The sequence below is a fragment of the Luteimonas sp. TWI382 genome (genome assembly GCF_039674545.1).
Taxonomy (GTDB): Bacteria; Pseudomonadota; Gammaproteobacteria; order Xanthomonadales; family Xanthomonadaceae; genus Luteimonas.
Map to the genome: position 1 here is coordinate 13,640 of NZ_JBDJNS010000027.1, position 21,684 is coordinate 35,323.

General features: G+C 70.8%; 26 protein-coding genes. 5 read left to right on the forward strand and 21 right to left on the reverse strand.

What is annotated here, in order from left to right:
* Positions 1 to 18 precede the first annotated feature (18 nt).
* Positions 19 to 966: an aspartate carbamoyltransferase catalytic subunit gene (locus tag ABE505_RS14375; protein WP_346445187.1), complete on the forward strand. Its 948-nt coding sequence runs from the start codon at positions 19 to 21 to the stop codon at positions 964 to 966.
* A 71-nt stretch (positions 967 to 1,037) separates the two neighbouring features.
* The gene (locus ABE505_RS14380; RefSeq protein WP_346445188.1) at positions 1,038 to 2,435 is read left to right on the forward strand and encodes an amino acid permease; all 1,398 of its coding nucleotides are present in this window, start codon (positions 1,038 to 1,040) and stop codon (positions 2,433 to 2,435) included.
* 58 nt (positions 2,436 to 2,493) lie between these two features.
* Here the strand turns inward: ABE505_RS14380 and ABE505_RS14385 are convergent, their stop codons facing one another.
* From ABE505_RS14385 to ABE505_RS14460, 16 genes are all read right to left on the reverse strand, one after another.
* Entirely contained in the window at positions 2,494 to 3,324 is an 831-nt protein-coding gene (locus tag ABE505_RS14385) for a prolyl oligopeptidase family serine peptidase (protein WP_346445189.1), read from the reverse strand.
* A 25-nt stretch (positions 3,325 to 3,349) separates the two neighbouring features.
* Positions 3,350 to 3,991: a DUF1294 domain-containing protein gene (locus ABE505_RS14390; protein ID WP_346445190.1), complete on the reverse strand. Its 642-nt coding sequence runs from the start codon at positions 3,989 to 3,991 to the stop codon at positions 3,350 to 3,352.
* A gap of 11 nt (positions 3,992 to 4,002) precedes the next feature.
* Entirely contained in the window at positions 4,003 to 5,364 is a 1,362-nt protein-coding gene (gene mgtE / locus ABE505_RS14395) for a magnesium transporter (RefSeq protein ID WP_337244287.1), read from the reverse strand.
* A 137-nt stretch (positions 5,365 to 5,501) separates the two neighbouring features.
* Complete coding sequence (gene ptsP / locus ABE505_RS14400) at positions 5,502 to 7,235, reverse strand: phosphoenolpyruvate--protein phosphotransferase (protein WP_346445191.1); 1,734 nt, start codon at positions 7,233 to 7,235, stop codon at positions 5,502 to 5,504.
* A 58-nt stretch (positions 7,236 to 7,293) separates the two neighbouring features.
* Positions 7,294 to 7,563 carry an HPr family phosphocarrier protein gene (locus ABE505_RS14405; protein ID WP_241945511.1) on the reverse strand — a complete coding sequence of 90 codons (270 nt, stop codon included), beginning with the start codon at positions 7,561 to 7,563 and terminating at the stop codon, positions 7,294 to 7,296.
* Positions 7,564 to 7,605: 42 nt separating this feature from the next.
* A complete protein-coding gene (locus tag ABE505_RS14410; protein ID WP_337244290.1) occupies positions 7,606 to 7,998 on the reverse strand; it encodes a PTS fructose IIA subunit family protein in 393 nt (130 codons plus the stop codon).
* Between the two features lie 113 nt (positions 7,999 to 8,111).
* On the reverse strand, positions 8,112 to 8,981 hold the full coding sequence (rapZ, locus tag ABE505_RS14415; protein WP_346445192.1) for an RNase adapter RapZ: 870 nt from the start codon (positions 8,979 to 8,981) through the stop codon (positions 8,112 to 8,114).
* Positions 8,978 to 9,937 carry an HPr(Ser) kinase/phosphatase gene (hprK, locus tag ABE505_RS14420; RefSeq protein WP_337244292.1) on the reverse strand — a complete coding sequence of 320 codons (960 nt, stop codon included), beginning with the start codon at positions 9,935 to 9,937 and terminating at the stop codon, positions 8,978 to 8,980. The genes rapZ and hprK overlap by 4 nt, the downstream gene beginning before the upstream one ends.
* Positions 9,934 to 10,407, reverse strand: coding sequence for a PTS sugar transporter subunit IIA (locus tag ABE505_RS14425; protein ID WP_346445193.1), 474 nt, complete (start codon positions 10,405 to 10,407; stop codon positions 9,934 to 9,936). Before ABE505_RS14425 ends, hprK begins: the two co-directional genes overlap by 4 nt.
* A gap of 185 nt (positions 10,408 to 10,592) precedes the next feature.
* Positions 10,593 to 10,919, reverse strand: a complete 327-nt coding sequence (raiA, locus tag ABE505_RS14430) for a ribosome-associated translation inhibitor RaiA (RefSeq protein WP_183427396.1) — start codon at positions 10,917 to 10,919, stop codon at positions 10,593 to 10,595.
* A 135-nt stretch (positions 10,920 to 11,054) separates the two neighbouring features.
* Complete coding sequence (locus ABE505_RS14435) at positions 11,055 to 12,494, reverse strand: RNA polymerase factor sigma-54 (protein ID WP_346445194.1); 1,440 nt, start codon at positions 12,492 to 12,494, stop codon at positions 11,055 to 11,057.
* Positions 12,495 to 12,530: 36 nt separating this feature from the next.
* Entirely contained in the window at positions 12,531 to 13,250 is a 720-nt protein-coding gene (gene lptB, locus ABE505_RS14440; RefSeq protein WP_346445195.1) for an LPS export ABC transporter ATP-binding protein, read from the reverse strand.
* The gene (gene lptA, locus ABE505_RS14445) at positions 13,250 to 13,816 is read right to left on the reverse strand and encodes a lipopolysaccharide transport periplasmic protein LptA (protein WP_346445196.1); all 567 of its coding nucleotides are present in this window, start codon (positions 13,814 to 13,816) and stop codon (positions 13,250 to 13,252) included. Before lptA ends, lptB begins: the two co-directional genes overlap by 1 nt.
* Complete coding sequence (lptC, locus tag ABE505_RS14450) at positions 13,794 to 14,357, reverse strand: LPS export ABC transporter periplasmic protein LptC (RefSeq protein ID WP_346445197.1); 564 nt, start codon at positions 14,355 to 14,357, stop codon at positions 13,794 to 13,796. Before lptC ends, lptA begins: the two co-directional genes overlap by 23 nt.
* Entirely contained in the window at positions 14,354 to 14,905 is a 552-nt protein-coding gene (locus ABE505_RS14455; RefSeq protein ID WP_346445198.1) for an HAD hydrolase family protein, read from the reverse strand. The genes lptC and ABE505_RS14455 overlap by 4 nt, the downstream gene beginning before the upstream one ends.
* Before the next feature lie 33 nt (positions 14,906 to 14,938).
* Positions 14,939 to 15,877: a KpsF/GutQ family sugar-phosphate isomerase gene (locus ABE505_RS14460; protein WP_346445222.1), complete on the reverse strand. Its 939-nt coding sequence runs from the start codon at positions 15,875 to 15,877 to the stop codon at positions 14,939 to 14,941.
* A 235-nt stretch (positions 15,878 to 16,112) separates the two neighbouring features.
* Here ABE505_RS14460 and ABE505_RS14465 point away from each other — a divergent pair, with 235 nt between their 5' ends.
* The 3 genes from ABE505_RS14465 to ABE505_RS14475 are packed head-to-tail and all read left to right on the forward strand — an operon-like array spanning position 16,113 to position 17,922.
* Positions 16,113 to 16,361: a BolA/IbaG family iron-sulfur metabolism protein gene (locus tag ABE505_RS14465; protein ID WP_241945522.1), complete on the forward strand. Its 249-nt coding sequence runs from the start codon at positions 16,113 to 16,115 to the stop codon at positions 16,359 to 16,361.
* On the forward strand, positions 16,361 to 17,620 hold the full coding sequence (murA, locus tag ABE505_RS14470) for a UDP-N-acetylglucosamine 1-carboxyvinyltransferase (RefSeq protein ID WP_346445199.1): 1,260 nt from the start codon (positions 16,361 to 16,363) through the stop codon (positions 17,618 to 17,620). Before ABE505_RS14465 ends, murA begins: the two co-directional genes overlap by 1 nt.
* Positions 17,621 to 17,622: 2 nt before the next feature.
* Positions 17,623 to 17,922: a hypothetical protein gene (locus tag ABE505_RS14475; protein WP_346445200.1), complete on the forward strand. Its 300-nt coding sequence runs from the start codon at positions 17,623 to 17,625 to the stop codon at positions 17,920 to 17,922.
* Positions 17,923 to 18,057: 135 nt separating this feature from the next.
* Here ABE505_RS14475 and ABE505_RS14480 read toward each other — a convergent pair whose 3' ends face one another.
* Genes ABE505_RS14480 through purM form a run of 5 tightly spaced genes read right to left on the reverse strand, consistent with a single transcriptional unit; the run spans position 18,058 to position 21,666 of the window.
* Entirely contained in the window at positions 18,058 to 18,774 is a 717-nt protein-coding gene (locus tag ABE505_RS14480) for a DUF3108 domain-containing protein (RefSeq protein ID WP_346445201.1), read from the reverse strand.
* Positions 18,775 to 19,491, reverse strand: coding sequence for a DUF3108 domain-containing protein (locus ABE505_RS14485; RefSeq protein ID WP_346445202.1), 717 nt, complete (start codon positions 19,489 to 19,491; stop codon positions 18,775 to 18,777). It lies immediately after the preceding gene.
* A 7-nt stretch (positions 19,492 to 19,498) separates the two neighbouring features.
* A complete protein-coding gene (gene purN, locus ABE505_RS14490; protein ID WP_346445203.1) occupies positions 19,499 to 20,158 on the reverse strand; it encodes a phosphoribosylglycinamide formyltransferase in 660 nt (219 codons plus the stop codon).
* A complete protein-coding gene (locus tag ABE505_RS14495; protein ID WP_346445204.1) occupies positions 20,155 to 20,613 on the reverse strand; it encodes a hypothetical protein in 459 nt (152 codons plus the stop codon). Before ABE505_RS14495 ends, purN begins: the two co-directional genes overlap by 4 nt.
* Before the next feature lie 9 nt (positions 20,614 to 20,622).
* Positions 20,623 to 21,666 carry a phosphoribosylformylglycinamidine cyclo-ligase gene (gene purM / locus ABE505_RS14500; protein ID WP_346445205.1) on the reverse strand — a complete coding sequence of 348 codons (1,044 nt, stop codon included), beginning with the start codon at positions 21,664 to 21,666 and terminating at the stop codon, positions 20,623 to 20,625.
* Positions 21,667 to 21,684: the final 18 nt, after the last annotated feature.

The window sequence follows — 21,684 nt, forward strand, 5'->3', positions numbered from 1 at the left end:
CGCTGCCCGCCCACCGCGATGTCCCAGACCGCTTCTTCCGCGCAACTCGACGCCGACGGCCGCCTGCGCCATCTGCTGACCCTCGACGGCCTGCCGCGTGCGAGCCTGGAGATGCTGCTCGACCGCGCCCAGGCGATCCTCGACGGGGACGAGCGCAATGCGCGCTTGGCCGGCGTCGCGGTCTGCACGCTGTTCTTCGAGCCATCGACGCGGACCCGGCTGAGCTTCCAGCGCGCGACCCAGCGCCTCGGCGCCGACGTGCTCGGCTTCGACGCGTCGACCTCGTCGACGACCAAGGGCGAGACCGCGCTCGACACGTTCCGCAACATCGAGGCGATGGGCGTGCGCGGTTTCGTCGTGCGCCACAGCGCCGATGGTGCGGTCGCCACGCTGGCGCAGGCCGCCGCGCCGGACACCGCACTGCTCAATGCCGGCGACGGGCGCAGCGCGCATCCCACGCAGGGCCTGCTCGACATGCTGACCTTGCGCCAGGCCAAGGGCACGGATTTCTCGGGTCTGCGCGTGGCGATCGTCGGCGATGTGAAGCACTCGCGGGTCGCACGCAGCGACCTGCAGGCGCTGCGCACGCTCGGCGCCGGCGAGATCCGCGTGTGCGGCCCGGCGGCGCTGCTGCCGGACGAGACCACGCTGGCCGGCTGCGCGGTCTCGCACGATCTGGATGCCGCGCTCGACGGTGTCGACGCGGTGATGATGCTGCGGTTGCAGCGCGAGCGCATGGAGGAAGGCCTGGTCGGCTCGCTGGAGGACTATCACCGCGACTACGGACTCGACGCGCGCCGGTTGCGGCTGGCCGCGCGGGATGCGGTCGTGCTGCATCCCGGCCCGATGAACCGCGGCGTGGAGATCGCCGACGAGGTCGCCGACGGCCCGCAATCGCGGGTGCTGCGCCAGGTGCGCAATGGCGTCGCGGTGCGCATGGCGGCGCTGGAGGCGCTGCTGGCCTGAGCCCGGGCGCGGGCCGGTTACGGCGACGCGAATCGGGTATCGTGCCTGCCTTTCGACCCAGGCCGGCCCCGATGCAGCCCACCTCTACGCCCCGTCCCGAGGCCGCCCGCCCGGTCGCGGTCTCCGCGCACGCGCTCAAGCCGCGCCAGCTGGTGATGATGGGCCTGGGCAGCGCGATCGGCGCCGGTCTGTTCCTGGGCTCGGGGGTCGGCATCCAGGCCGCCGGTCCGGCGGTGCTGCTGTCCTACCTGATCGCCGGCGCGCTGGTGATCGTGGTGATGCACGCGTTGGGCGAGATGGCGGTGGCCAAGCCGGCCAGCGGCGCGTTCTCGGTCTACGCCGAGGACGCGATGGGCGCCACCGCGGGCGCGACGGTCGGGTGGCTGTGGTGGCTGCAAGTGGTGATCGTGATCGCCGCCGAGGCGGTCGGCGCGGCCGGCCTGCTGAAGACCCTGTGGCCCGGCCTCTCAGTGCCCGGACTGGCGCTGACGTTCATGGCGGTGTTCACCGCGATCAATCTGCTGGGGGTGCGCAATTTCGGCGAGTTCGAGTTCTGGTTCGCGATCCTGAAAGTGGTCGCGATCCTGGCCTTCATCGCGGTTGGCGTCGCGCTGTTGCTGGGCTGGCTGCCGGACGTCGCATCGCCGGGGCTGGCGCATTTCCATGCCAATGGCGGCTTCGCGCCGAACGGGCTGATGGGCGTCGGCGCGGCGCTGCTGGTCGTGGTGTTCGCGTTCGGCGGCACCGAGATTGTCGCCATCGCCGCTGCCGAGACCGACGATCCGGCGCGCAGCCTGGCGCGTGCGATTCGCACCGTCGCCTGGCGCATCCTGGTGTTCTACCTGGGCTCGATCGCGGTGATCGTCGCCGTCGTGCCCTGGGACAGCCCAGCGCTGGCCTCGCCGTTCGCGGCGGTGTTGCAGGTGGCGCGCATTCCCGGTGCAGCGGCCGCGATCACCCTGGTCGCGGTGATCGCGCTGCTGTCGGCGCTCAACGCCAACCTCTACGGCGCGTCGCGGATGATCTGGTCGCTGGCCCGGCGCGGCGAGGCGCCGGCGGTGCTCGGGCGCAGCGATCGCCGCCAGGTGCCGGTCGCCGCGGTGCTGGCCAGCGTCGCGTTCGGTTTCCTTGCAGCGGGCCTGGAACTGCTGTTCCCGCAGCGGGTGTTGCCGGTGCTGCTCAACATCGTCGGCGCGACCTGTCTGCTGGTCTGGACGATCGCGCTGGTCTCGCAGCTGATCCTGCGCCGCCGCGCGGATCGGGCAGGCACGGCGCTGCCGTACCGGATGCGCGGGTTCCCCGTGCCGACGCTGGCCGCGCTGGCGATCCTGGGGCTTATCTTCGTGCTGTTGATCGCATCCCCGGACACCCGCGCGCAGTTCCTGTCGATGGTGCTGTTGACCACGGTGGTCGCCGCGCTCGGCGCGCTGGCACGCCGGCTGCGGACCGGGGCGCGGTCCGCGCGCTAGTTGCCTGTCGGGCGCGGCCGGCGATGCCGGCACGCGTTCTGCCCGGTCGACGCGTCGCTCAGCGCCGCTGCGCGAACAACCAGTCCCACATTGCTTGTGTGGCGTACGCCGCGTCCCAGCTGTTGTGATTGGCGTCGGGGAATTCGGTGTAACGCACGTCGGCGCCGACGCGCTGCAGCGCTGCGTACATCCGGCGCGACTGCTCCGGGGGCACGACGTCGTCGCGGGCGCCATGGAACAGCCAACTGGGGATATCGCGCAGCCGTTGCGCGGCGGCATCGAACGGGTCGGGCGCCTCGCGGGTCGATTCGACCTGCAGGCTGTTGAGATCGGGGCGGGTGCCGGGCGGGGTGATACCGCCGCAGACCGGCACCAGGGCCGCGAAGCGCTCGGGCGCACGCAGGGCCAGCGACCAAGTGCCGTAGCCGCCGCGGGACATGCCGGTCAGCGAGGTGCGGCGCCGGTCGCCGTCGAACTCGACCGTGGCGGCATCGAGCGCGGCCAGCGTCATCGTCGCCACGTCGCCTTCCCACGATGTGCCCTCGGGCGATTGCGGAAACACCACCAGGGCCGGGAAATCGGCCGCGTGCGCGCGCACGTGGGGCCCCAGGCCGGCGTGGGTCTGCTTGTCGCCGTCGCTGCCGCGCTCACCCGAGCCGTGCAGGAACAACACCACCGGCAGTGGCCGGGGCACGGCCGCCGCCGGCACGAAGACCTGGTAGGCATAGCGGCGTCCGCCGACCTCGACCGCGCGGCGCACGAAGTGGCCCGATGCCGGTGTGGACGACAACGACCGGCAACCGGCGAGCCAGGCCGCGCCACCGGCGCCGGCGAGTGCGAGACCGCACAGCACGCGGCGGCGGGACGTGGAATCGGGGGGCAGGGACATGGGAGGCTCCAGGACGGGGGCGCGCTCAGGGGGCGGGCCGGAGGACGAGGGCGAGGGCGATCGCATGCACCGCGATCATCGCCACGAAGACATGGCGGTAGGCGCGCTTGGCACTCTTGTGCCGCAGCAGGCGTTGCGCGAGCCAGGCGGCCGGCCAGCCGCCGAGCAGTTCGAACAGGTGCAACTGGGCCTCGGGTGTGCGACGGCGCCCGGCCTGCGCGGCGCGCTTGTCGAGCGCGTACATCCCGAACGTCACCAGGTTGAGGACCGCCAGCGCCGGGACCAGCGCTGCGGGCAGGCGGCCGATTTCGATGCCCCAGGCCAACGCCGCGGCCCACAACGCGATCGCCAGCGTCATCGCCAGCGCGCCGGCGTGCCCTCGTGCGTGCAACCGCGGGGCCGCTGGCGGCGCCTGGCGGCGCCGCTGATCGCGGGCGGCGGTCAGTGACACACGAACCACCCGATGGGCGCGCCAGCGGCCATCGGGCTGGCGTTCGGGCGTGTAGCGCACGATCTCGCCGACGTCCGGCCGGCGGCCGCCCTGGTCGTAGTCGCGGATGTGGAAGAACGCGCGCGGCCCGTCGGCAGGATCGAGCGGCTCGACGAAGCCGTAGCCGCGGCCGTCGTCCCAACTGGCGATCTTTCCCGGTTGCGAGGTCGGCGGCATCGATGAGGCCCTCAGCGCAGCATGATCGCAGTGGCCAGGCCCAGAAAGCTGAAGAAGCCCATGATGTCGGTCACCGCGGTGACGACCACCGTGCCGGCGACTGCGGGATCGACCCGCATGCGCTTGAGCAGCAACGGCAGCAGCACGCCAGCGGTCGCGGCCGAGCAGAAGTTGATCACCAGCGCGGTGAAGATCACCAGCGACAGCACCCAGTCGTGGAACCAGACCAGCGCGACCAGGGCGACCAGGGTGCCGATCAACATGCCGTTGATCAGCGCCACGCGCAGTTCCTTCCACATCAGGATGCGGGCGTTGCTGGCGCCCACCTGGCCCAGCGCCAGGCCGCGCACCATCAACGTGAGCACCTGCACCGCGGCATTGCCGCCGATGCCGGCGACGATCGGCATCAGCACCGCCAGCGCCACGACTTTTTCGATCGTCGCCTCGAAGCGACCGATCACGAAGGCGGCCATGAACGCGGTCAGCAGATTGATGCCCAGCCACACCACGCGGCCGCGCACCGCGCGCCGGATCGGCGAGAACAGATCCTCGTCCTCGTCCAGACCCGCCGCGCCCAGGGCCTGGTGTTCGGCCTGCTCGCGGATGATGTCGACCACGTCGTCGACGGTGATCCGGCCCAGCAGCACGTTACCGTCGTCGACCACCGGCGCGGACACCCAGTCGTTGTCGGAGAACTGGCGCGCGACCTGGTCGGCCGATTCGTCGACATGGATCGAGTCGAGCTCGTCGTCGATCAGCCGATTGATCGGGGTGCCGGGGTCGCGGGTCACCAGATCCTGCAGCGCGACCCAGCCGATCAACTGGTGCCGGCGGTTGACCACGTACAGGTGGTCGGTGTGGTCGGGCAGTTCGCCGCGCAGGCGCAGGAAGCGCAGCACGACATCGACCGTGGTGTCGGCGCGCACCGTCACCACGTCGGGGTTCATCAATCGGCCGGCGGTGTCCTCGGGATAGGAGAGCACCTGCTCCAGGCGCTCGCGGTTCTCCCGGTCCATCGACCGCAGCAGCGTGTCGATGACCGCATCGGGCAGGTCCTCGACCAGGTCGGCGAGGTCGTCGATATCGAGATCTTCGACTGCGGCGACCAGTTCGTCGGGGTCCATGTCCGCGATCAGGCTCTCGCGGACCTCGTCGCCGACGTGGACCAGCACCTCGCCATCGTCGTCGGCATCGACCAGCCCCCAGACCACGATGCGCTTGTCGTGGGGCAGGGATTCGAGCAGGTTGCCGATCTCGGCCGGCGCCAGCGTGTTGACCATGCGCCGCACCGGCCCCAGCCGCCCGCTGTCGAGGGCATCGGAGAGCAGACGCAGCTGGCGCGCGGTCTTGTCGTGGCGGACGGCTTCGGCCATGAACGGCTCCGTTGCGCGTCGCGACGCACGCGGCGCGACTGGGTCAGATGTGCATCGGCGCATTATCCGCGCTGCCTGCCCATCTGCACACCCCGGTCAAGCGCGACGGTTCGCGCGCGTTGGGGTGGGGCACCGGCTCAGCCGGCTGTGCGCTCGGGCTGCGCGGCATCGAGCCAGCGTTCGATCGACGCACGGTCGCGTGCGCGCAGCAACGCCGGCGTCCGCGATCGCAGGGCGCCCAGGTCGATTCCGCGGATCGCGCGGCGCACTTCCAGCAGCGGGGCGGGGTGCAGGCTCAGTTCCTCGATGCCCAACGCCAGCAGCAGCGGGGTGAAGCGCGCGTCGCCGGCGATCTCCCCGCAGACCGAGGCCGAGATGCCGCGCGCGCGCGCCACGCGCACGATGCCGTGCAGCAGCCGGATCACCGCCGGGTGCAACGGTGAGTACAGGTCGCCGAGCGCATCGTTGTTGCGGTCGGCGGCCAGCAGGTACTGCACCAGGTCGTTGGTGCCGATCGACAGGAAGTCGAGCTCGCGCACGAACGTGGGCAGCGCGATCGCCGCCGACGGCACCTCGATCATCGCCCCCATCGCGATCCGCTCGGCGGTCTCGTGCCCCTCGGCGCGCAGGTCGCGCTGGACGCGGTCGAGCAACCGGCGCACCGCGACGATCTCCTCGCGGCCGCTGACCATCGGCACCAGCACGCGCACCGGGCCGTAGCCCGAGGCGCGCGCGATCGCCCGCAATTGGGTCTCCAACAATCCGTTGCGCGCCATCGACAGCCGCACCCCGCGCAGCCCCAGTGCGGGATTGGGCTCGTGACGCAGAGCCAGGCCGGTGTCGTCGGCCTTGTCGGCGCCGATGTCGAGGGTGCGGATCGTGACCGTGCGGCCGGTCATGCCCAGCACCAGATCGCGGTAGGCACGGAACTGCGCGTGCTCGTCGGGGATCTCGCGGCTCTGCAGGAACAGGAATTCGGTGCGGTAGAGGCCGACGCCGGCCACGCCGAGCGCATGCGCCTCGGCGACGTCTTCGCGCGATTCGGCATTGGCCCACAGCTTCATGTCGACGCCGTCGAGCGTCTTGCTCGGCTCGCGACGCAGTCGGCGCAACTGCTTGCGCTCGCGCTTCTCTTCGCGCACCCGCGCGCGATAGGCGCGCAGGTCCTCGGCATTGGGCTCGACGACGATCTCGCCGGTGGCACCATCGACGACCAGCACCGCGCCATCGTTGATCTGGGCCAGCGCCTGCGGCGCGTTGACGATGAGCGGCAACTGCAGGCTGCGGGCGAGGATCGCCGAATGCGACAGCGTACTGCCGGTCGAGGTGACGATGGCCAGCACGCCCTGGGCCTGCAGCCGGCCGACCTCCGATGGCGCGATGGCATCGGTGACCAGGATCTCGCCGGCCACGCCCTGCAGCTCGGCCTCGTGCGCATGCAATGCGGCGTGGACCCGTCCGATGACGTGGTCGATGTCCTCGATGCGGCTGCGGAAGTAGGCATCGTCCATGCCCTCGAACACCGCGGCCAGGCGGTCGCGCTGCAACCGCAGGGCGTAGTCGGCGCCATAGAGCCCGGTGCCGACGAGCTCGTCCAGGCCCTGCAACAGCTCGGGATCGTCGAGCAGCAGCGTGTGCAGATCGAGGAACTCGCCGACTTCGTGGGCCAGCGCGCCGTGCAACTGGTCGCGCATGATGCGGATCTCACCACGCACCTGGGCGATCGCGGCATGCAGCCGCGCCAGCTCGTCCGGCGCCTGCTCGGGGCCGATCCGCTCTTCGGCGACCTCGAGCGCATGCGGCTCGCGCACGCGCGCACGTCCCAGCGCGTTCCCGCGCGAGGCGCCGTGCCCGTGCAGCGACTGTCGCATCAGGCGCGCTCGCCCGCTACCGGACGGCAGGTCGCGCGCGCGGCCAGCGGGGTATCCATCATCCTTCCTCGTCGAACCGGCGTTCGAACAGCGCGGCGGCCGCGTCCATGGCGGCGGCCTCGTCATCGCCATCGAGCCGCAGCACCACCCGGGTGCCGTGACCGGCGGCCAGCAGCATCACCCCCATGATGCTCTTGGCGTTGACCTCGCGGCCCTTGGCGAGCAGCGTCGCATTGCAGCGGAAGCCCGACAGCACCTGCACCAGCTTGGCGGTGGCGCGCGCATGCAGGCCGAGCTTGTTGGCGACGAGCAGTTCACGTTCGATCATCGGGGGTGGGGCCTGTCCTGGAAGCGGGAGATGGGGGGCGCGTCAGGCGTCGTCGAGCACGACGCCGTTGCGGGCGCCCGCCGCGGCGGTGGCCGGCAAGGTGTCGAGCGCCTGCTCAGGATAATTCATCACCCGCAGCAGCATCGGCAGGCTGAGCGCGGAAATGCGCCGGGCCGGGGTGCCGAGCCGCGCGAGCTGCGCGGCGACGTTGCTGGGGCTGGCGCCGTAGAGGTCGGTGAGGATCAGCACGCCGTCGCCATCGTCCACCGTGCGCATCGCCGCGCTGGCCTTGGGCAGCGACACCTCGAGCGCTTCGTCGAAGGGCACCTCGAACACCGCGGTGCGCAGCGGCAGTTGCGTCAACAGGCGCACGGCCACGGCATGCATCGCCGTGCCGATGCCTTCGTGGGTCAAGAGGAGTACGCCGACGGCCATGCGTGGACGTTACCAGAGCGAGGGGACCGCCCGGAAGCGTCGCGGCCGTGATGCAGCGTCCGCGCCCGCCGCGCGGCCGCTTGCGCCGCATGCGCTGGGTCGGGCGACAGCGCTCAGTCGAGCTCGCGGTGCCAGGTCGCCACGTCCGGCCAACCGGTCTCGCGGGCATGGCGCGCGAGCGCCTCGGCCAGGTAGACCGAACGGTGCCGGCCGCCGCTGCACCCGAACGCGACGGTGACATAGCTGCGCGTGGCACTGCGCATGCGCGGCAGCCAGGTGTCGAGGAACTGCGTGACCTGGGTCGCGAACTCGCCGACCTCGGCATGGGCCTCGAACCAGGTCCGCACATCCACATCGCGTCCCGACAGCGGCCGCAGGCGCGGATCCCAATGCGGGTTGGGCAGCGCGCGCGCGTCGAACACGAAATCGGCATCGGGCGGCACGCCGCGCCGGTAGGCGAAGGATTCGAACAGCAACGACAGCGCGTCGTCGTCGGCGAGTTGCAGCTCGGTGACCACGCGCCGGCGCAACTGGTGGACATTGAGGTCGCTGGTGTCGATCACCGTATCGGCCAGCGCGCGCAGCGGGCGCAGCAAGGTGCGCTCGAGCGCGATCGCGTCGGCCAGCGACACGCCGACGCGGCTGAGCGGATGGCGGCGGCGGGTGTCGGCATAGCGGCGCAGCAGGATCTCGTCGCCGGTCTCGAAGAACACCAGGCGCGGGTCCAGGCCCATGCGGCCGACCTCGGCCAGCCAGGTCGGGATCCGCGACAGGTCGGTGTGCCGGTTGCGCACGTCGATGCCGACCGCGAGCCGACGCGGCGGCTCGTCGGCGCGGGTCACGTTGCCGACGAACTCGGCCAGCATGCCGGCCGGCAGGTTGTCGACGCAGTAGAAGTCCAGGTCCTCGAGCGTGCGCAGCGCGACCGACTTGCCGGCCCCCGACAGGCCGCTGACCACATACAGCAGCGGGGCGTCGGTCATGGCGCGCCTCGCTCGAGAAACTGCGAATGCCGGGCCAGGAACGCCGCTGCCGGGTCCAGGCCCTTGGTGCGCAGTACATGCGTGCGGGTCGCGGCTTCGGCGAGCACCGCCAGGTTACGGCCCGGCATGACCGGCAGCGTGATCAGGGGCACGTCCAGGTCGAGCACGCGGCGGATGCCCAGATCGCCAGTCAAGCGCACCATGCCGTCGCCGTCGCCGGCCAAGGGGTCGGCATTGGGCCGGCTCAGATGCACGATCAGCCGCAGATACTTGTTCCGCTTGACCGCGGTGTCGCCGAACATCTCGCGGATGTTGAGCACGCCCAGGCCGCGCAGTTCCAGCAGGTCCTGCAGCAGCTCGGGGCAGGTGCCGTCGAGCACGTCGGGTGCGATCTGGGTGAACTCGGGCGCGTCGTCGGCGACCAGGCGGTGTCCGCGGGTGATCAGCTCGAGCGCCAGTTCGCTCTTGCCCGAGCCCGATTCGCCGGTGATCAGCACGCCGATCGAGTAGATCTCCATGAAGACGCCGTGCAGCGTGATCCTGGGCGCGAGCACGCGCGCCAGGTGGTACTGCAGCAGGTTCAGCAATTCGTGGCCACGGTTGGGCGAGCTCCACAGCGGCGTCTGCGATTCTTCGGCCGCCTCGCGCAGGTCTTCGGGACAGGGCTGGTCCTTGCTGATGACCAGCGCCAGCGGCCGGTACTGGACGATGCGCTCGATGGTCTCCCAGCGCAGCCGCGAATCCAGCCCGTCGAGCCAGGCCAGTTCCTCGGTGCCCAGGATCTGCACCTTGTTGGGATAGATGATGTTGAGGTAGCCGGCGAGCGACGGGCGGCGGGCGATCGTCTCCACCGCCTCGAGCGAGCGCTGCGCGCCATGCTGGCCGGCCAGCCAGCGCAGCCCCAGCCGATCGTGCAACTGGGCGAACAGCTCCTGCGCTTCGATGGTCGCGTTCATGCGTCGGCTGCGGTGGATTGCCCGACGTCGTCGAGCAGCAGCGCCTGCAGCGCATGGCGGTCGCGGGCACCGCGCAGCGCGTCGCGGAAGGTGCCATCGGAGAAGCGCTCGACCAGGCCCGAGAGAAACTGCAGGTGCTGCTCGACCAGATGCTCGGGCACGCACATCGCGAACACCAGGTCGACCGACTCACCGTCCGCGGCGCCGAAGTCGACCGGCGACGATAGCCGCAGGAACGCCGCGCGCGGCTCGTGGAATGCGCCGCTGCGTGCATGAGGAATGGCGACGCCGCGTCCGATGCCAGTGCTGCCCAACTGCTCGCGTTCACGCAGCGCGCGGCCGAGCAGCGGAGTCATGGTCGGCGAATTGCCGGACAGCAGACGCGCAGCCGAATCGAGCACAGCGTCGCGGGAACCGGGCGCAACCAGCATCACGATGCGGTCGGCCGAGAGCAGATCGGAAAGAGGCATGCCGAGCGGGCTCGAGGACGGGCGTGGGGCCAGCAGTCTAGCCCGATTCGACGCCGGGCCGCCGCCGCGCGCGGTCCGCGCCGCGGCGGGCAGTTCGCTTGCGGCCTGGGAGAGGGCGGTACAGGGCGGCGTCGTGGGTCCGCGGTGCTGGCCGGCCGCATCGCAGCGGCCGGCCAGGGCTGCGATCAGCCGAACGTGCCGTCGCGTGCGGGATTCTCGCCGCGATGGTGGTCGACGATCTTCTTGCGATGCTTGACGACGATCCGGTCGAGCTTGTCGGTCAGCAGGTCGATCGCGGCGTACATGTCGACCGCGCTGGCATCGACGTGCTGGGTCTTGCCGGCGATCGTCAGCGTCGCCTCGGCCTTGTGATCGGGCTTTTCCAGGCTGAGCTGGACGCGGACCTCGAGCGGGCCGTCGAAATGCCGGGAGAGCTTCTGCAGCTTGGTCTCCACGTACTCGCGCAGCGCGGGCGTCACTTCGATCTGATGGCCATGGGTCTCGACGTGCATCGGCAACCTCCTTCAAGGTAGGAAACGGACCGTCGGCGCATGTCGCGGCGGTCCGGGTTCAGAGTAGCGCGGCCGGCGTGGCTGACAAGCGGCCACCGGTCGCACCCTTAGAGACCATCGTGCGGGGCGGGAAGTTCAGGCGATGCGAACACGCTCGTGGGACGAGGCGATCTGCATCGCCTCGCGATACTTGGCCACGGTGCGGCGTGCGACCGGCACCCCGGCGGCCTTGAGCGAGTCGGCCAGACGCGCATCCGACAACGGCTTGCGCGGATCTTCGGCGTCGATCAGGCCACGGATCATCTGCTGGATCGCGGTGCTCGAGGCTTCGCCGCCGCCTTCGGTGCCGATGCCCGATGCAAAGAACGCCTTCAGCGGCAGGGTGCCGCGCGGGGTGTGCACGTATTTGCGCGCGACTGCGCGCGAGACGGTCGACTCGTGCAGGCCGATCTCATCGGCGACCTCGCGCAAGGTCAGCGGCCGCAACGCGCGTTCGCCGAACTCCAGGAACCCCGACTGCTGGCGCACCAGACAGCGCACGACCTTGAGCAGGGTGTCGCCACGCGCCTGGAGATTGCGCAGCAACCAGCGCGCCTCCTGCAGGCGCCCGCGCAGATAGCCCGCGTCGCTGCTGCAGGCGTGCTCGATCATGCGCTCGTAGCCGCGGTGGATCGTCAGTCGCGAATGCTGACGGCCAGCCAGCGTCACGCGCCAGACGCCGCTGTGGCGGCTGATCACGCAGTCGGGGGTGACGTAGTTGTCGTGCGGCACGCCGCCGATCCGCGCGCCGGGCCGCGGGTCGAGGCTGCGCAGCAGCTGCAAGGCGGTCTGTGCCTGCTCGAGCGTGTGGCCCAGCGCGTCGGCCAGGCCCTGCGGGCCGAGTCTGGGCAGTCGCTCGATATGCGTGGTCGCCGCCTGCAGCGCGAGGGTGCGTCCGGGCGTGTCGGCGGGCAGCGCCTCGAGCTGCAGCCGCAAGCACTCGCCCAGGTCGCGCGCGCCAACGCCGGGCGGATCGAAGCGCTGGATCCGGCACAGCACCGCAGCGATCTCCGCCTCGGTGGCGCGGGTCTCGGGCAGCAGTGCCTCGGCGATGCCCGCGAGTGTTTCGCGCAGGTAGCCATCGTCGTCGATCGCATCGATCAGGGCGATGCCGATGTTGCGGTCCCGCGGCGAGACCGGGCTCAGGTGCCACTGCCAGGACAGGTGGTCGCGCAGGTCTTCGGACTGGACGATGCGATCGGCGGGATCGCCATCGCTGTCGCTGTCAGCGTCGCCCCGCTGCCCGCCGGACGCCCGCCAGCCATCGTCGCTGTCCCAGTCGGATGCTGCAGTCTCGTCGTGCGTCGAATTCTGCGTGTCGGGCGTGTCGTCGCTGGCGGCTGAGCCGCCGTGCTCGCCGGCAGAGCTGTCCGGGGTCGGCGCGTCATCCCAGTCGAGCAACGGGTTGCTCTCCACCGCCGCCGCGATCTCGGTCTCCAGTTCCACCGCCGAGAGCTGCAGCAGATGCAGCGCCTGACGCAACTGCGGCGTCAGAACCAGGTGCTGCCCCTGCGATGTCTGCAACCGTGGCTTCATCGTCCCCGGATCTCCATGGCCGGATACGCGAGCACGTTACAGACGGAAGGAATCTCCAAGGTAAACGCGGCGCACGTCCGGATCGGCCAACAGCGCCTCGGGCGCTCCCTGCGCGAGCACGCCGCCATCGCTGAGGATATACGCGCGGTCGCAGATTCCCAAGGTCTCGCGGACATTGTGGTCGGTGATCAGCACGCCGATACCGCGTTCCTTGAGATGGGTGACGATGCGCTGGATCTCGCCGACGGAGATCGGATCGACGCCGGCGAACGGCTCGTCGAGCAGGATCATCCGGGGATTGGCAGCGAGCGCGCGTGCGATCTCCACCCGGCGGCGCTCGCCGCCCGACAGGCTGGCGCCGGTCTGGTCGGCGACGTGGCTGATCTGCAACTCGTCCATCAGATCGGCCAGCGCCTTGTCGCGGCCCGGCTTGTCGAGGTCTTCGCGCAGTTCGAGCACCAGCATGATGTTGTCGGCCACGCTGAGCTTGCGGAACACCGAGGGTTCCTGCGGCAGGTAGCCGACGCCGCGCTTGGCCCGGGTGTACATCGGCTCGGCGGTGATGTCGTGGCCGTCGAGCACGATGCGGCCGGCATCGGCCGGCACCAGGCCGACGATCATGTAGAAACACGTGGTCTTGCCGGCGCCGTTGGGGCCGAGCAGGCCGACGACCTCGCCCGCTTCGAGCGTCAGCCCGAACTCCTTGACGACCTCGCGCTGCTTGTAGCGCTTGCGCAACCCCTCGGCGACGAGCATCAGCGGCCGCCTTCCGGCGTCGACCGGGACGCAGGCTGTGCGGCGGGCGTGGCGGGCGGCTGCGCCGGCTGGCGGTTGCGTGGCTCGAACTGCATGCGCACGCGGCCCTGGCCGTCGCCGCCCCCCTGCACCTGACCGGTGGACATGTTGTAGACGATGCGCTCGCCTTCCATGCGGCCGCGGCCGGGCTGGTTGACGACCGCATTGCCGGTCAGCACCACCGTGTCGTTGGGCATGTTGTAGTCGGCCTGGGCGGCGGTGGCGTCGACCCAGCCGCCATCGTCCATCTGCTGCTTCATCTTGACCGGCCCGCCTGTCAGGATCACGCGCTGGAACTCGCCCCCACGGCGGCGCACATCGGCGCGGCTGGCCTGGATCTCGAGCGTGCCCTGGCTGATCGTCACGCCGTTGGTGAACAGGCAGGGCAGCTGCTCGTTGCTGACCGAGCAGTCGCTGCCGCCGGCGTCGACCGACAGCGTCTGGTTGCGGTCGGCTGCCTTGGCCAGGACGGTGCCGGGCACGAGTGCCAGGACGAGGAGCAGGCTAGCGGCGGGAGTTGGGTTCATTGCGGAATTTGACCTGGGAAAGGAGTTCGATCCGCCCCGACGTAAGATCGGCGCGCATGCCCGTGCCTTGCATTGTAGAGCCGGGCTGGACCACGTCCACGAGCGCGTCGGAGGCCGCCTGGTTGCGTTGCGGGAACACATCGAGCGCCTCGGTGCGCATCGTCGTGGGGCGCGGCGCGCCGTCGGGGCTGGTCGCGGTGACCTCGCCGCGCAGACGCACCAGTTCGTTGTCGTCGGACACCCAGCCGGTCTTGGAGCGCACCTGCCAGTGGCCGCCGGACTCGGCAGGAATGTTGAACACCGGAGTGACCAGTTCCAGCGTGCGCGCGCCCGGAGTCTGCTGCAGTTGCGGCGCCTGCACCGCGAACGCTTCGCGGCCGTCGCTGTCGAGCGCGACGAGGTCGAAATCGCGCAGCAGATAGTCGGTGCGGGTGTCCGCGGGGCCGTCGATGGTCAACCGGTCCTTCTGGCGCCAGGCCGACCAGCCCGATATCAGCGCGCCGGTGAGCAGCAACAGGGTGAGTCCCAGGCGCCAGTTCACGAGACCCGCCCGTCGGCGTGGATCGTCGCCAGGCGACCCTGCGCATGCAGGATCAGGTCGCACAGCTCGCGGCCTGCACCGCGTCCGCCGGGCGCACGCGTGCACCAGTGCGCCGCCGAGACGGCGCAGGCGTTCGCGTCGGCGGGTGCCACCGCCAGGCCCGCTTCGCGCATCGCGCCGACGTCGGCCAGGTCGTCGCCCATGAACGCGACCTGGTCGTCATCCAGGCCGAGCTCGGCGCACAGCGCAATGACCCGGGCCCGCTTGTCGGCGACATGCACGTGCGCCTGCACGCCCAGGTCGGCGGCGCGGCGCTCGACGATGCCGCCGGGACGCGCAGTGACCATTGCCACCGTGATGCCGGCCTTGCGCAGCAGCACCAGGCCCTGGCCGTCGTGGACGTGGAAGGTCTTGATCTCCCGTCCGTCACTGTCGAAGCCGAGCCCGCCGTCGGTCAGCGTGCCGTCGACGTCGAAGCACGCCAGGCGCACGCGCGCCGCGCGCGCGAGCACATCGGGCGGCACGTGGTCGAACAGGGAGGCGGGCATCGGTATCGTTCTGTCCATGAATGGAGAGTGGGGTTACACCACGCGGGCGCGCAACAGGTCCTGAATATTGAGCGCGCCCACGACCCGGCGCCCGGCGTCGAGCACCGGCAGCATCGTGATCTTGCGCGTCTCCATCAGCCGCGCGGCTTCCACCGCCAGCGCGTCGGCGTCGATCGCGATCGGGTCGCGGGTCATGACGTCGGCGATACGGGCATCGCGCACATCGATGCCCGGGTCGGTGAGCGTGCGCCGCAGGTCGCCGTCGGTGTACAGGCCGATCAGCCGCTGGGCCTCGTCCACGACGACGGTCATGCCCAGCCGCTTGCGGCTCATCTCCATCAGCGCATCGGCCAGCGAAGCGTCCGCGCGCACGGCGGGCACCTCGTCGCCGCCGTGCATGACGTCGCGGATGTGCAGCAGCAGGCGCCGGCCGAGCGCGCCGGCCGGGTGGGAGCGAGCGAAGTCGTCGGCGGTGAAGCCGCGCGCGTCCAGCAGCGCCACCGCCAGCGCATCGCCCATGACCAGCGAGGCGGTCGTGCTGCTGGTCGGCGCCAGCGCCAGTGGGCAGGCCTCGGCCGGCACGCTGATGTCGAGATGGATGTCGGCGGCCGTGGCCAACGTCGATGCCGGGCGGCCGGTCATCGCGATCAGGCCGTTGCCCTGGCGCTTGAGCACCGGCAGCAGCATCAGGATCTCGTCCGATTCGCCCGAGTACGACAGCGCCAACACCACGTCGGCGTCGGTGATCATGCCCAGGTCCCCGTGCCCGGCCTCGCCCGGATGCACGTAGAACGCCGGGGTGCCGGTCGAGGCCAGGGTCGCGGCGATCTTGCGGGCGACATGGCCGGACTTGCCCATGCCGGTGCACACCACCCGCCCGCGGCACTCGAGGATGCGCGCGCAGGCTGCGGCGAAGGCGCCGTCGAGGCGGGCGGCCACCGCGTGCAGGCCCTGGACCTCGACCTCGAACACTTGGCGACCGCTGTCGGCGAACGCCGCCGTGGGCGTGGCGGGGCGGGCGGAGACGGCCTGGGCCGCGTCGTCGAACGTATCCGGCAAGGGTCTTTTCCGTTAGGCTAAGCCATTCATTTTATGCGCTTCCCGGCGTGAATGCCCCGCGACCGTCGGCGGCGTCGAAGACGGCTCATCCCCGCTTCACGCGAGGCGGCGCCCGGCCCCGTCCTGCGGCGCCCACAGGATCGAAGACTTGGATACCCGCACCATCACCGCACTCATCCAGCAGGGCATGCCCGACGCCCATGTGCACGTCGAGGGCGCCGACGGCGTCCATTTCGAAGCGCTGGTCGTCTCGCCCGCGTTCGCCGGCAAGCTGCCGCTGGCTCGCCATCGCATGGTGTATGCCACGCTCGGCACGCGCATGGGCGGCGAGATCCATGCGCTCGCGCTGCGCACGCTGACCCCCGACGAGCACGCGCGGCAGACGGGGCAGGGCTGATGGACAGCATCATCGTCTCCGGCGGCGCCACGCTGCAGGGCGAGGTCCGCATCTCCGGCGCCAAGAACGCGGTGCTGCCGATCCTGTGCGCGACGCTGCTGGCCGACGCGCCGGTCGAGATCGGCAATGTCCCGCATCTGCACGACGTGCTGACCACCGCCAAGCTGCTGGCCGGCCTCGGCGCCGGCGTCGAGCACGACGTCGACGGCGCGCGGGTGATCGTCGATCCGCGCGGCGTGCACAGCCATGTCGCGCCGTACGAACTGGTGCGCACGATGCGCGCCTCGGTCCTGGTGTTGGGCCCGCTGCTCGCGCGCTTTGGCGCGGCCGAAGTGGCGCTGCCCGGCGGCTGCGCGATCGGCGCCCGGCCGGTGGATCTGCACATCAAGGCGCTCGAGGCGCTGGGGGCGACGATCACCGTCGAGCACGGCTTCATCCGCGCCCGGGCGCAGCGCCTGCGCGGCGGGCACGTGGCGTTCGAGACGATCAGCGTCGGCGCGACCGAGAATGTGCTGATGGCCGCCACGCTGGCCGATGGCGACACGGTGATCGACAACGCCGCGCGCGAACCGGAGATCGTCGATCTGGCGCAGTGCCTGGTCGCGATGGGCGCCGACATCCGTGGCGCCGGCACCTCGCGGATCGAGGTCCGCGGCGTGGAGACGCTGCACGGGGCGCAGCACGCGGTCGTCGCCGACCGCATCGAGACCGGCACCTTCCTGGTCGCCGCGGCGATGACCGGTGGGCGGGTGACCGCCACGTCCGCGCGTCCCGATACGCTCGGCGCGGTGCTCGACAAGCTGCGCCAGGCCGGCGCCGAGGTGACCATCGACGGCGATCGCATCACGCTCGACATGCACGGCCGCCGCCCGCGCGCGGTCGACATCGTCACCGCGCCGCATCCCGGGTTCCCGACCGACATGCAGGCCCAGTTCATGGCGCTCAACTGCATCGCCGAGGGCCGCGGCACGATCGACGAGACGATCTTCGAAAACCGTTTCATGCACGTCAATGAATTGATGCGACTGGGCGCGGAGATCGACATCGACGGGCCGCGGGCTTCGGTCACCGGGGTCGAGCGCCTGAGCGGTGCGCCGGTGATGGCGACCGATCTACGCGCTTCGGCGTCGCTGATCCTTGCCGGCCTGGTCGCCGAGGGCGACACCACGATCGACCGCATCTACCACCTCGACCGCGGCTACGAGCACATCGAGCGCAAGCTCGGCGGCCTCGGCGCGAACATCCGGCGGGTGCGCTGACGATGGCGTTCCGCGGTCGCATGTCGAGCCGGCGGGTGGCGCTGTTTGCGACGCTCGCCGTGGTGTTGCTGGCGCTGGGCTGGATGCGCTACACCGGCGCGGCAGCCCTGAGCGGCATCGAGTTCAAGGACATGGACTGGAACGAGGATGGCGAACTGACCCGCAGCGAGGTGTTGCAGGGCTTCTTCACGATCGTCGCCGTGCGCACGACCGACGGTGCGCGCAGTTGCGTCGATTACCGACGGCGCGGCTCGGGCGAGTCGATCCGCGTCGAGTGCCGGACCACGCCCGCCGCGCCGTAGCAAGGAGTCAGAGTGCGATTTCGCGAGGCGAAACCCCACGCTGACCCCGGTTTTGGTCCGGGCGATCCGCCGTCATCACGCCAATAGAGAAGGCCCCGCAATGCGGGGCCTTGTTCGTCCTGTCGTCAGCGGCGCTCAGTTCACCGACTGCAGGCGCATGTCGATATGGTCGCTGCCGTCGCGGCGCTGCAGCAGCCGGGCCGGGACCGGCAGGTCGTCGACGATCCAGGCCACGATCTCGCGTCGCCCGTCGGTGCGCACCACCTTGGTCGCTTGCAGCGTCCGGCCGCCGACGGTGACCGCCTCGGTCCCCTGGCGCTCGAACACCTGACGCTTGCTGCGGCCGTCCTCGACTAAGCGATAGCGCAGCGGTGAACGGCCGGCCTGCACGTCGCGCACCAGCACCAGGTTCATCAGCATGCCGTCCAGGTCGCCGGGCTGCAGCTTCACCGGACCGCCCTGGTCGTCCTTGACGTCGCCGCGCCAGCGCGCCTCGCCGGCGTTCCAGTCGTAGGTCGCGTTGACGGCGCGGCGCTTGACCAGCATCGCCGCCAGGCCCGACTCGCCACGCTGGGAATCGGTGCTGCTGATCGGCCGCCATTGCTCGCCATTGGCCTCGAACACCGTGCTCTGCTCGAGCCGGGCGCCGGCACCTGCGACATTGAGGCTGTACTTCCAGCGGTCGCTGCCTTCGCGGGCGAGCTTCATATCGGCCTGCGCGCGCAAACCCATGAAGGTCGTCTGGTAGGTCGCGGTGAAGGGCTCGAGCGCCAGCGCCGGCAGCGCGGCGAGCGACAGCAGGGCGGCGCCGCAGGCGGCGAGCAGGCGGGGGCGGCGGGTCGTCTGAGGCATTCAGGGGGCTCCTTGGTATTCAACGAGACGCAGGTCGATCGCGTCCTCGCCGTCTTCGCGTTGCAGGATGCGGATGGGGGTGGGAACGCCATCGGCGATCCAGACGATCATCTCGTCATTGCCGCCGTTGGTCCGTGAAACCCGCAACGCCGAGTAACTGACGTCGGCGACCTGGACGATCTCGGGCTCGGGCGCGGTGAGGTAGGCATAGTCGCGTGCGCGGCCGCCGTCGACGAAACGGTACTGCAGCGCAGCGCCGGGGGCGGCATCGCGGACGAGCGCCAGGTTGATCAGCAGCGCGCTCATGTCGCCGGGCTGCAGCGGCACCGGGGCACGGCGGCGCTTGCTGATGTCACCGGTCCAGGTCGCCACACCGCGTGTCCAGTCGTAGACGCCTTCGGTGCGACGGTTGAACAGCACCGCTGCCTTGCGCAGCGTGTGCTGGGTCAGCGGGCGGAAGGTCTCGCCGACGAGGTCGAAGCGGGTGCCCTGTTCGACGTTCAGCCCGAGGATGCCGGCGAACCCGCGGTTGCCGCGGATGCTTAAGTCGACCCGCCAATTCGGTCCGTCGGGCTGCAGGCGCATGGTCGCAGCGCCCGCCTGGCGGCCTTGGTACCAGGCCTCGTAGGTCGCGACGAACGGCTGCAGCGGTGCCGCGTGCCCAACGGGTATCCAGGCGATCAGCAGGCCGGCAACGAGGGCAAGGAGAGGGCGCATCCCACCATCATGAAAAGCGCTGGTTGGCTGCCAGCTGAAGCGGCGCCGCCGCATCCCGGCCGTCGATCTGCACCGCGCCGGCCGCGTTCAGCCGGACCCGCCCGGCGGCGATCCAGCGCAGCGTTTCCAACAACAGCGGGTGCTCGCGCGCCAGCACCCGCTGGGCGAGCGTGGCCTCGTCGTCGCCGGGGTGTACCGGGACGCGCGCCTGCGCGATCACCGGCCCCCCGTCGAGGTCGGCGGTCACGAAATGCACGCTGGCCCCGTGTTCGTCGACCCCGGCCGCCAGTGCCTGGCGATGCGTGTGCAGGCCCTTGAAGGCCGGCAGCAGCGAGGGGTGGATGTTGATCATCCCGCCCGCGCGCCCCGCGACGGCCGCCGCGCCGATCAGGCGCATGTAACCGGCGCAGACGATCAGGTCGGGCGCGGCGACGTCGATCGCCGAGAACAGCGCGGCGTCGTGGGCGCGGCGGTCGGCGTGATCGCGGGGGCGTATGGCCTGCGCGGGCACGCCCGCGGCGCGTGCGCGATCCAGTGCGCCGGCATCGCCGCGGTCCGACCACACGCCAGCGACCGTCGCGTCGAGCGTGCCGGCGGCCACCGCGTCGAGGATCGCTTGCAGATTGCTGCCCCGGCCCGAGGCGAGCACCGCGATACGCAGCGTCATCGTGCAGTTCCCGTGGCAGCGAACGCGGCGCGCACGTCGGGGCGCGAGAGCACGAGCAGCGCATAGACCCCGAGCGCGGTGCCGAGCGGGATGTTCAAGCACACGAGCGCGGCGACCGCCACGCACAGGCCGTGGCGACGGCGGCGGGCGAGGTCGAGCCCGGCGCGGATGCACAGCGCGCCACCGGCCAGCGCGGCCACAACCAGGGCCCCGACCACAGCGATCATGCCGATCCCGGCAGGGTCGGCGAAATCGTCTGCCGCTTCATTGGCGATTCCGAAGACCAGCAGCACCACCAACGGCAGGCTCCCGGCCAGCGACAGCGCCCCCAGGACGTGGTGCAGCACCGACAGCGTGCGCAGTTGCCCGTCGATCTGCGCCGGCGACGATGCCGGCACAGTCGGCGCCGGCGCCCGGGGCGGCGCGTAAGGTGCGTGGTCGAGGTCGGCGCGCATGCGGCCGGCTCAGCCGATGCGCACGCGCTCGCCGTCGCCGTGCGCGACGACCTCGCCGATCGCCCAATGCGCCAGGCCCAGCCCGTCGAGCGCGGTGCCGAACGCCCCGACGCTGTCGGCCGGCACCACCAGCACGAAGCCGATGCCGCAGTTGAAGGTGCGCCACATTTCGTGGTCGGCCACCGCGCCTTCGCGCTGCAGCCAGTCGAACACCGGCGGCAGCGGCCAGGACGCGGCGTCGATCGTCAGGCCGAGGCCGTCGGGAATCACCCGGATGATGTTCTCGGTCAGGCCGCCGCCGGTGACGTGCGCCATCGCGTGCAACTGCGGCCCGAGCGGCCCGCGCAGCAACGCGAGCACCGGCTTGACGTACAGCGTGGTCGGCGCCATCAGTGCATCGACCAGTTTCACCCCGCCAACCTCGACATCGGCCGGGCTGCCCGCACGCTCATAGATACGGCGGATCAGCGAATAGCCGTTCGAATGCGGGCCGCTGGACGCGATGCCGACCAGCACATCGCCGGCCTGGACCTTGCCGCCGTCGCGCAGCTCCGACTTCTCGACCGCGCCGACCGTGAAGCCGGCCAGGTCGTATTCGCCAATGCCGTACATGTCCGGCATCTCGGCGGTCTCGCCGCCGATCAGCGCGCAGCCCGACAGCTCGCAGCCGCGAGCAATGCCGCCGATGACCGCGGCGGTGGTGTCGATGTCGAGCTTGCCGGTGGCAAAGTAGTCGAGAAAGAACAGCGGTTCGGCGCCCTGCACCAGCACGTCGTTGACGCACATCGCGACCAGGTCGATGCCGATGGTGTCGTGGCGGCCCAGCTGCTGGGCGAGCTTGAGCTTGGTGCCCACGCCGTCGGTGCCCGAGACCAGCACCGGCTCGCGGTACTTGCCCGACAGGTCGAACAGCGCACCGAATCCGCCCAGGCCACCCATGACCTCGGGTCGGAAGCTGCGCTTGACCAGCGGCTTGATGCGTTCGACGAGTGCATTGCCCGCGTCGATGTCGACGCCGGCATCGCGGTAGGTCAGGGGAGTGGGGGCGGTCACGGCGGCCGTCGCGAAGCG

What these genes read in the sequence shown, in the direction of transcription:
- ABE505_RS14385 (WP_346445189.1), bottom strand. Translation starts at nt 3,324, where the DNA reads ATGTCCCTGCCCCCCGATTCCACGTCCCGCCGCCGCGTGCTGTGCGGT.
- ABE505_RS14425 (WP_346445193.1), bottom strand. Translation starts at nt 10,407, where the DNA reads ATGCCTCTTTCCGATCTGCTCTCGGCCGACCGCATCGTGATGCTGGTT.
- hprK (WP_337244292.1), bottom strand. Translation starts at nt 9,937, where the DNA reads ATGAACGCGACCATCGAAGCGCAGGAGCTGTTCGCCCAGTTGCACGAT.
- ABE505_RS14410 (WP_337244290.1), bottom strand. Translation starts at nt 7,998, where the DNA reads ATGGCCGTCGGCGTACTCCTCTTGACCCACGAAGGCATCGGCACGGCG.
- ABE505_RS14485 (WP_346445202.1), bottom strand. Translation starts at nt 19,491, where the DNA reads ATGCGCCCTCTCCTTGCCCTCGTTGCCGGCCTGCTGATCGCCTGGATA.
- murA (WP_346445199.1), top strand. Translation starts at nt 16,361, where the DNA reads ATGGACAGCATCATCGTCTCCGGCGGCGCCACGCTGCAGGGCGAGGTC.
- rapZ (WP_346445192.1), bottom strand. Translation starts at nt 8,981, where the DNA reads ATGACCGACGCCCCGCTGCTGTATGTGGTCAGCGGCCTGTCGGGGGCC.
- ABE505_RS14380 (WP_346445188.1), top strand. Translation starts at nt 1,038, where the DNA reads ATGCAGCCCACCTCTACGCCCCGTCCCGAGGCCGCCCGCCCGGTCGCG.
- ABE505_RS14435 (WP_346445194.1), bottom strand. Translation starts at nt 12,494, where the DNA reads ATGAAGCCACGGTTGCAGACATCGCAGGGGCAGCACCTGGTTCTGACG.
- ABE505_RS14495 (WP_346445204.1), bottom strand. Translation starts at nt 20,613, where the DNA reads ATGCGCGCCGACCTCGACCACGCACCTTACGCGCCGCCCCGGGCGCCG.
- purN (WP_346445203.1), bottom strand. Translation starts at nt 20,158, where the DNA reads ATGACGCTGCGTATCGCGGTGCTCGCCTCGGGCCGGGGCAGCAATCTG.
- ABE505_RS14475 (WP_346445200.1), top strand. Translation starts at nt 17,623, where the DNA reads ATGGCGTTCCGCGGTCGCATGTCGAGCCGGCGGGTGGCGCTGTTTGCG.
- lptB (WP_346445195.1), bottom strand. Translation starts at nt 13,250, where the DNA reads ATGCTCGTCGCCGAGGGGTTGCGCAAGCGCTACAAGCAGCGCGAGGTC.
- raiA (WP_183427396.1), bottom strand. Translation starts at nt 10,919, where the DNA reads ATGCACGTCGAGACCCATGGCCATCAGATCGAAGTGACGCCCGCGCTG.
- ABE505_RS14390 (WP_346445190.1), bottom strand. Translation starts at nt 3,991, where the DNA reads ATGCCGCCGACCTCGCAACCGGGAAAGATCGCCAGTTGGGACGACGGC.
- lptA (WP_346445196.1), bottom strand. Translation starts at nt 13,816, where the DNA reads ATGAACCCAACTCCCGCCGCTAGCCTGCTCCTCGTCCTGGCACTCGTG.
- ABE505_RS14375 (WP_346445187.1), top strand. Translation starts at nt 19, where the DNA reads ATGTCCCAGACCGCTTCTTCCGCGCAACTCGACGCCGACGGCCGCCTG.
- ABE505_RS14405 (WP_241945511.1), bottom strand. Translation starts at nt 7,563, where the DNA reads ATGATCGAACGTGAACTGCTCGTCGCCAACAAGCTCGGCCTGCATGCG.
- ptsP (WP_346445191.1), bottom strand. Translation starts at nt 7,235, where the DNA reads ATGCGACAGTCGCTGCACGGGCACGGCGCCTCGCGCGGGAACGCGCTG.
- ABE505_RS14480 (WP_346445201.1), bottom strand. Translation starts at nt 18,774, where the DNA reads ATGCCTCAGACGACCCGCCGCCCCCGCCTGCTCGCCGCCTGCGGCGCC.
- ABE505_RS14455 (WP_346445198.1), bottom strand. Translation starts at nt 14,905, where the DNA reads ATGCCCGCCTCCCTGTTCGACCACGTGCCGCCCGATGTGCTCGCGCGC.
- mgtE (WP_337244287.1), bottom strand. Translation starts at nt 5,364, where the DNA reads ATGGCCGAAGCCGTCCGCCACGACAAGACCGCGCGCCAGCTGCGTCTG.